This is a genomic window from Streptomyces sp. NPDC057654 (assembly GCF_042800135.1).
Taxonomy (GTDB): domain Bacteria; phylum Actinomycetota; class Actinomycetes; order Streptomycetales; family Streptomycetaceae; genus Streptomyces.
On record NZ_JBHVHQ010000472.1, the window covers coordinates 1 to 6573 of the forward strand.

Below are 6573 nucleotides of genomic sequence, written 5' to 3' on the forward strand. Positions count from 1 at the left end.
GCGGGGAGCGCGAACGGTCAGGAATCCTGCTGCATGCGGCGCAGGGAGGCCACCAGTTCGTCCACCTCCTGCGGGGTGTTGTAGAGCGCGAACGAGGCACGGGCCGCGCTCTCCAGCCCGTAGTGGCGCAGCGCCGGCTGCGCGCAGTGGTGACCGGCCCGTACGGCGATCCCGTCCCGGTCCAGGCAGTCGGCGATCGCCGCCGGGTCCTGGCCCGCGAGCGTGAACGTCAGCACGGCGATCCGGTCCGGGGCGGCGCCCAGGATCTCCAGGCCGGGCACGGTGGCCAGAGCCTGCTGGGCGTAGCCGGTCAGCGCCGTCTCGTACGCGGCGACGGCGTCCCGGTCGAAGGAGGTCAGCCACTGGAGGGCGGACAGCAGCCCGACCACCCCGCCGATGTCGCCGGTCCCCGCCTCCATCCGGTGCGGCACCGCCGCGAACGTTGTCTCGCCGAAGTCGACCGACTCGATCATGTTGCCGCCGCCCTGCCACACCGGCATGGCCGCCAGCACCTCCGGCTTCGCGTACAGGGCGCCGATGCCCGTGGGGGCGAACAGCTTGTGCCCGGAGAACGCGTAGAAGTCGGCGTCCAGCGCCTGGACGTCCACGGGCAGGTGGGCGACCGCCTGCGCGCCGTCCACCAGCACCTTCGCCCCGTACCGGTGCGCCAGCGCCGTCATCTGCGCCACGGGCGGAACGGTCCCGAGCACGTTCGAGGCGTGGCTGAGCGCGACGAGCTGCGTCCGCGAGGAGAGCAGATCGGCGTACGCGTCCTGGTCGATCTCCCCTTCCGGCGTGAGCGGCACCGGCACCACGCGGGCATGCCGCTCCTTGGCGATCAGCTGCCAGGGGACGATGTTGGAGTGGTGCTCCAGCACCGGTACGAGGATGTCGTCGCCGGGGCCGAGGTTGGCCCGGCCCCAGCTCTGGGCGACGAGGTTGATGGCCTCCGTGGTGCCGCGGGTGAAGACGATGTCCTCGGGCGCGCCCGCCCCCAGGAAGTCGGCGACCGCCGCCCGGCCCCCCTCGTACGCCTCCGTCGCCTCGCGGGCCATCGTGTGCGCGCCCCGGTGGATGTTGGAGTTGGCCGCGCCGTAGAACGATGCGAGAGCCTCGATCACCTGACGGGGCTTCTGCGTGGTGGCGCCGTTGTCCAGCCAGACGAGCGGGTGGCCGTTCACGGTGCGGTGCAGGATCGGGATGTCCTGCCGGGCCGCCTCGGGCGAGAAGCCGCCGCGCCGCGCCGCGGCCGAGCCAGGGGCTCCGCCCGCACTCGCCGTCGGATACCTGGGCATACCGGCCTCCGCGCCGAGCCCCTGCGCCGTACCGAGCAGCGCCCCCTCGGACGCGCCCTGGGGGAGCGTGGTGGGCGGCGCGCTCCCGGCCATGGCGGCGGGGGCGGCTTCGGGGACGGCGGAGGGGACGGAAGCGGTTGCGCCCGTGGGCGGACTTCCGGTCACGGCGGCCGTCGGTGCGCCCGCGGCCCCGTTCGCCGGAATACCCGGAATACCCGGAACACCTGGCACGCTCGGTACGCCCGCGCCTTCCGCCGCCGTCGGCGCGCTCGTGACGCTCGTGAGCAGGCGCGCCGCCTCGGACAGGCTCTCGCCGCCGGGTACGCCCGTCCTGACGTCAGGAGTAGTCATGGTAGTTCGACACCTCGACGTTCTGGAGCACGGCGCTGGCGTCCTCCACCAGGACCGCGGTGTTGAAGTACGCCGTCATCAGATGCGAGGTGATGCCCTTCTGATCGGTGCCCATGTTCCGCATGGACAGGCCGGGTTCGACCTCGTCGGGCACGCCGGCCGGGCGCAGGCCCACCACGCCCTGCTCGGCCTCGCCCACCCGCATCAGCAGGATCTCGGTGGTGCCGGCGCACTCCGAGCCCGCGAACCGCACCTTGTCGGAGGGCAGCAGCGGGACTCCGCGCCAGGTCAGCAGCGGACTGCCGAACCGGCTGTCGGTCACCGGGGGCACACCCCGGCGGGTACATTCGCGGCCGAACGCCGCGATGGCCTTGGGGTGCGCGACGAAGTAGCCCGGCTGCTTCCAGACCTTGGCGAGCAGGTCGTCGAGGTCGTCGGGGGTCGGCGAACCCGTGCGGGTCTGTACGCGCTGGCCCGGCGCGACATTGTTGAACAATCCGAACTCGGGGTGGTTCAGGAGCATCGACTCCTGGCGCTCGCGCAGCGCCTGGATGGTCAGGTTGGCCTGCGCCCGGGTCTGGTCCATCGGCTCGTTGTAGAGGTCGGCGACCCGGCTGTGCACGCGCAGCACGGTCTGCGCGAGGCTCATGTGGTACTCGCGGGGCGAGTCCTCGTAGTCGACGTACGTGCCCGGAAGCATCGGTTCCCCGACGTGCCCGGCGGTGAGGTCCACCGGGACCTCGGCGCCCGGCTCGGGCATCTCCCCGGCGACGTACGAGTCGATCGCGGTCCGTACGTTCTGGTCGCGCTCGGCGAGCGAGGCCAGCGCGCTGTGGTCGGCGCAGAGCGCCACGCCGGCGGTGAGGGCGCGGACCCGGTAGGGCATGGGACAGGAGCGGGCCCACGCGTCGAGGTCGAAGAACTGGCCGTCGCAGACCACTTCGAGCAGCGCGTCCTGTCCGTACCGTCCGGTGACCCGCTTCTCGGCGCGGCCGCGGACGAGCACCCACAGCCGGTCGGCGGAGTCGCCCTCCTGCGCCAGTAACTGCCCCGCCTCGAAGTTGACCTCGGTGAACGCCCCGGCCAGCTCGGCGAGCAGACCCTGGTCGGCGTTGCGCAGATACGGGATCTCGCGCAGGTCCTCGGCGATGACGTGGTGCGCGTCGTTCTCGGTGTAGGTGCTGATCCGGTCGTCGCCGATGACGAACGTCCGGCGGCGGTTGACGCGGTAGACGCCGGACTCGACGTCGACCCAGGGCAGCGCGCGCAGCAGATACCGCGGGCTGATCGCCCGCATCTGCGGGGTGGTCTTGGTGGCGGTGGCCAACTGCCGTGCGGCATCAGGACTGAGGCTCAACCGGTCGTTCATGGAAACCCCCTCGTGGGCCGGTGCGCGATCCGGACGTCAGGCCAGAAATCGCGCACGGAATGATGCCTGATGCTCTTCTCGTCACCTCGTGTCCACAAGACGTCATTTCGCTGCAACAGGCTTGAAATATGCGGACCGATGCTTCCGCAAATCCGTGCAGCGGTGAACGATTCATGAGCAAAAGGTTCCATGACCACGTATGCGGCCCCGCGGGCGCGCGCCGCGTCCGGTTGGCGATGCGCAGACCGGGTACGCCGGGCGCGCGCATACGCGTCCAGAATCGGTCCGTGGCGAATGCGGCCGGCGAACCTGGGGCGGAGGCGAGCCGGAAGCCGGATGGTCCCGGGAGGGCCCGCGGACAGCCCCGGCCGGCTGCCGGCTCCGGGCCCCGAAGCTCCGCCGACGGCCGCCGCGCGACCGCCGGGCTGGATCACGTCGGCTACAGTGACCTGCTGTTATCCAGATGCGCCCGAGCCTTCGCGGTTCGGGAGACGGGAAGGAAGAACTATGCGTCGACGCATGTCCACGCTCGCCGCGTCCGCGGTGCTCGCCGGCGGACTCCTGTTCGCGGCGGCCCCCGCGCAGGCCGCGACGGCCTCCGCCGACACCGCCACGATGGCGGCCCGCGGAAAGGTCACGTGCAATGTGAAGAAGATGCGCGCGGAGATCACCGCCCTCAAGAACAAGGCCAACAAGTACGCGCAGATGGGCGACAAGGAGCGCGCGAAGCAGACGCGTGCCAAGGCGAATGCCAAGCAGCGCCAGCTCCAGGCGTGCATCGACGCCGACAACAACAGCTCGGGCCCGTTCGGCTGAGCACCGCTGGCTGAAATAGGACCCTTGAAAGCCCTCGTCCGGCGATTCCCTCGCCGGGCGGGGGCTTTCGCGCGGAACGGGATCTTTACGGAGTCGGTGCTTTTGTACGTACGGCACCCGCGTGCGGACAGTGCTTGAGCCGCGAGTGCTTGTTGGTGCGCGATGTGCCGGAGAAAGAAGCGCTCCGGGCCCGTGCCGGGAGGCGGGGACGCGTGTCAAGATCCGTCGCATGGCGACACTGAGCGAGCTGCTGCCCGTCGAGGCCGTCCTGCTGGATGTCGCGGCGTCGGACTGGCGGGAAGCGGTGCGGGCCGCGGGCGATCTGATGGTGGCCACGGGCGCCTGTACCGCGGGTTATACGGCGGAAATGATCCGCAACGTGGCCGACAACGGGCCGTACATCGTGCTCGCGCCCGGCTTCGCGTTCGCGCACGCCCGGCCCACGCCCGCCGTGCTGAGGACCGGTATGTCCTGGGTGCGGCTGCGGCGGCCCGTGGAGTTCGGGCACGAGGCGAACGATCCGGTGACGCTCGTCGCCGGGCTCGCGGCGCGGGACGCGCGTGCGCATACGGCCGCGATGGCCGAACTGGCGCGGCTGCTGGCGGACCCCGGCACCGTACGGGCGCTGCACGAGGCCCGTACGCCCCAGGCGGCGCATTCCGTGCTGACGGGGCGCGCGGAGACGGCTCCGGAGCCGGAGGGGGGCCGGCGCGCCGGTGCCGTCGTGCACAAGATCCTGACCGTGTGCGGCAACGGCCTGGGCACCAGCCTGTTTCTGAAGAACACGCTGGAGCAGGTGCTCGACCGCTGGGGCTGGTCCCGGTACGTCGAGGTCGAGGCCACCGACACCGTCTCGGCCAAGGGCAAGGCGGCCGAGGCCGTCGCCGTCCTCACCTCCCGGGAGATCGCGAGGACGCTCGGCGACGTGGGCGTACCGGTGAAGGCGGTCGAGGACTTCACCAGCGCCGCCGAGGTCGACGCCGTGCTCAGAGCCACCTATGACGTCTGAGAGCGCGCCTTCTGAGAGCAGGCCCTTCGAAAGCGGGACTTCTGACGACGCGACCTCGTGAACGGGACGAAAGGCAACATGGACATGGACTGGCTCGTATCCCTCGCGAAGTTTCTCGTGAACGAGGTCCTCAGCCAACCCGCCTACCTCATCGGCCTCATCACCGCCGCCGGTCTGATCGCGCTGCGGAAGCCGGCTGGGCAGGTCGTCGCCGGGGCCATCAAGTCGACGATGGGATTTCTGCTGATCGGCGCGGGCGCGGGACTGGTGGTCAAGTCCCTCGGTCCGCTGGGGGAGATGATCCAGGGAGCGACCGGGGCGCACGGCGTGATCCCGACCAATGAGGCCATCGTCGGCATCGCCCAGGCGCAGTACGGCGCGCGCGTCGCCTGGCTGATGATCCTGGGGTTCGGGGTGAGCCTGCTGCTGGCCCGGTTCACGCCGCTGCGCTATGTGTTCCTGACCGGCCATCACATGCTGTTCATGGCGACCCTGCTGACCATGGTGCTCGCCACGGCCGGGCTTCCGTCGGCCGCCGTGGTGATCGTCGGCGGGGTGCTGCTGGGTGTCGTGCTCGTCTCCATGCCGGCCTTCGCGCACCCGTGGACGCGGCGCGTCACCGGCAACGACTCCGTCGCCATCGGCCACTTCGGCACCGCCGGGTACGTCGTCGCGGGCGCGGCCGGACAACTGGTGGGCAGGCGCAGCCGCAGCACCGAGGACATGAAGCTGCCGGAAGGGCTGCGCTTCCTGCGGGACTCGATGGTCGCCACCGCGCTGTCCATGGTGGTGATCTACGTCCTGATAGCCGTCGGCTACCTCGTCAAGGCGGGCCGTGAGGCGGCGTTCAAGGCGTTCGCCGCCGAGGGCGGCACGGCGGCCGGGGGCGTCGGCGACTATGTGATGCAAGCCGTCATGCAGGGGCTGGAGTTCGGCATCGCCGTCGCCGTGATCCTCTTCGGCGTCCGTACGATCCTGGGCGAACTCGTCCCCGCCTTCCAGGGCATCGCCCGCAAGGCCGTACCGGGCGCGGTGCCCTCGCTCGACGCGCCCATCGTGTTCCCGTACGCGCAGAACGCCGTGCTCGTCGGCTTCGTCGCCAGCTTCCTCGGCGGTCTGGTCGGCCTCGGCCTGCTGTCGGCGGTCCTCGGCCCGGCCTTCGGCCTCTCCCTCGTCCTGCCCGGTCTCGTACCGCACTTCTTCACCGGCGGCGCGGCAGGCGTCTTCGGCAACGCGACGGGCGGCAGGCGCGGCGCGGCGGTCGGCGCGTTCCTCAACGGCCTGCTGATCACCTTTCTGCCCGCGCTGCTGCTCAAGGTGCTCGGCGCCTTCGGCGAGGAGAACACCACCTTCGGGGACGCCGACTTCGGCTGGTTCGGCTCCCTGACCGGCAACGCCGCCAAGGCGGGCGGCGCCGGGGGAGTGGTCCTCCTGCTGCTGATCGGCGCGGTCGTGCTCGGCGGCGCGATCGTGGTGCAGAAGCGCGTCGTGGCACGCGGCTGGGACCCCGGCGCCCGCCGCGACGCCTTCTTCCCCCAGGACGGCCCGCCGCCGGGCGGCAGCGGAGAGGCCGACGCGGCCACCCGGCCGTACGGGCGGATCGCGCCCCCGCCCGGAGCGCCGACGCCCCCTCCGCCCCCGACGCGGGAACCGTGATCCGCGACGGAGCCGGCCAGTTGGACAGTTGGACGGCGCCCCGTACGGGGCGCCCGTGCAGCGGGTGCGTACGGGCG

The 6573-nt window shown here is 71.4% G+C and carries 5 protein-coding genes; 3 read left to right on the top strand and 2 right to left on the bottom strand.

Annotated features, from left to right (window positions below; genetic code table 11):
• Window positions 1-17: 17 nt before the first annotated feature.
• Window positions 18-1646, bottom strand: coding sequence for a SufS family cysteine desulfurase (locus ACFU99_RS28125; protein WP_384397176.1), 1629 nt, complete (start codon window positions 1644-1646; stop codon window positions 18-20).
• Entirely contained in the window at window positions 1633-3015 is a 1383-nt protein-coding gene (locus ACFU99_RS28130) for a family 2B encapsulin nanocompartment shell protein (RefSeq protein ID WP_384397180.1), read from the bottom strand. The genes ACFU99_RS28125 and ACFU99_RS28130 overlap by 14 nt, the downstream gene beginning before the upstream one ends.
• Window positions 3016-3522: 507 nt before the next feature.
• On the opposite strand from ACFU99_RS28130, the gene ACFU99_RS28135 reads away from it, so the two are divergent.
• From ACFU99_RS28135 to ACFU99_RS28145, 3 genes are all read left to right on the top strand, one after another.
• A complete protein-coding gene (locus ACFU99_RS28135) occupies window positions 3523-3831 on the top strand; it encodes a hypothetical protein (RefSeq protein ID WP_384397182.1) in 309 nt (102 codons plus the stop codon).
• 229 nt (window positions 3832-4060) lie between these two features.
• Window positions 4061-4840 carry a PTS sugar transporter subunit IIA gene (locus tag ACFU99_RS28140; protein ID WP_384397185.1) on the top strand — a complete coding sequence of 260 codons (780 nt, stop codon included), beginning with the start codon at window positions 4061-4063 and terminating at the stop codon, window positions 4838-4840.
• 84 nt (window positions 4841-4924) lie between these two features.
• Window positions 4925-6496 carry a PTS ascorbate transporter subunit IIC gene (locus tag ACFU99_RS28145; RefSeq protein WP_384397188.1) on the top strand — a complete coding sequence of 524 codons (1572 nt, stop codon included), beginning with the start codon at window positions 4925-4927 and terminating at the stop codon, window positions 6494-6496.
• The last annotated feature ends 77 nt before the right edge of the window (window positions 6497-6573 follow it).

Bases quoted from the DNA above. Each gene is read 5' to 3' on its own strand.
- ACFU99_RS28125 (WP_384397176.1), bottom strand. From the start codon at position 1,646: ATGACTACTCCTGACGTCAGGACGGGCGTACCCGGCGGCGAGAGCCTG.
- ACFU99_RS28130 (WP_384397180.1), bottom strand. From the start codon at position 3,015: ATGAACGACCGGTTGAGCCTCAGTCCTGATGCCGCACGGCAGTTGGCC.
- ACFU99_RS28135 (WP_384397182.1), top strand. From the start codon at position 3,523: ATGCGTCGACGCATGTCCACGCTCGCCGCGTCCGCGGTGCTCGCCGGC.
- ACFU99_RS28140 (WP_384397185.1), top strand. From the start codon at position 4,061: ATGGCGACACTGAGCGAGCTGCTGCCCGTCGAGGCCGTCCTGCTGGAT.
- ACFU99_RS28145 (WP_384397188.1), top strand. From the start codon at position 4,925: ATGGACTGGCTCGTATCCCTCGCGAAGTTTCTCGTGAACGAGGTCCTC.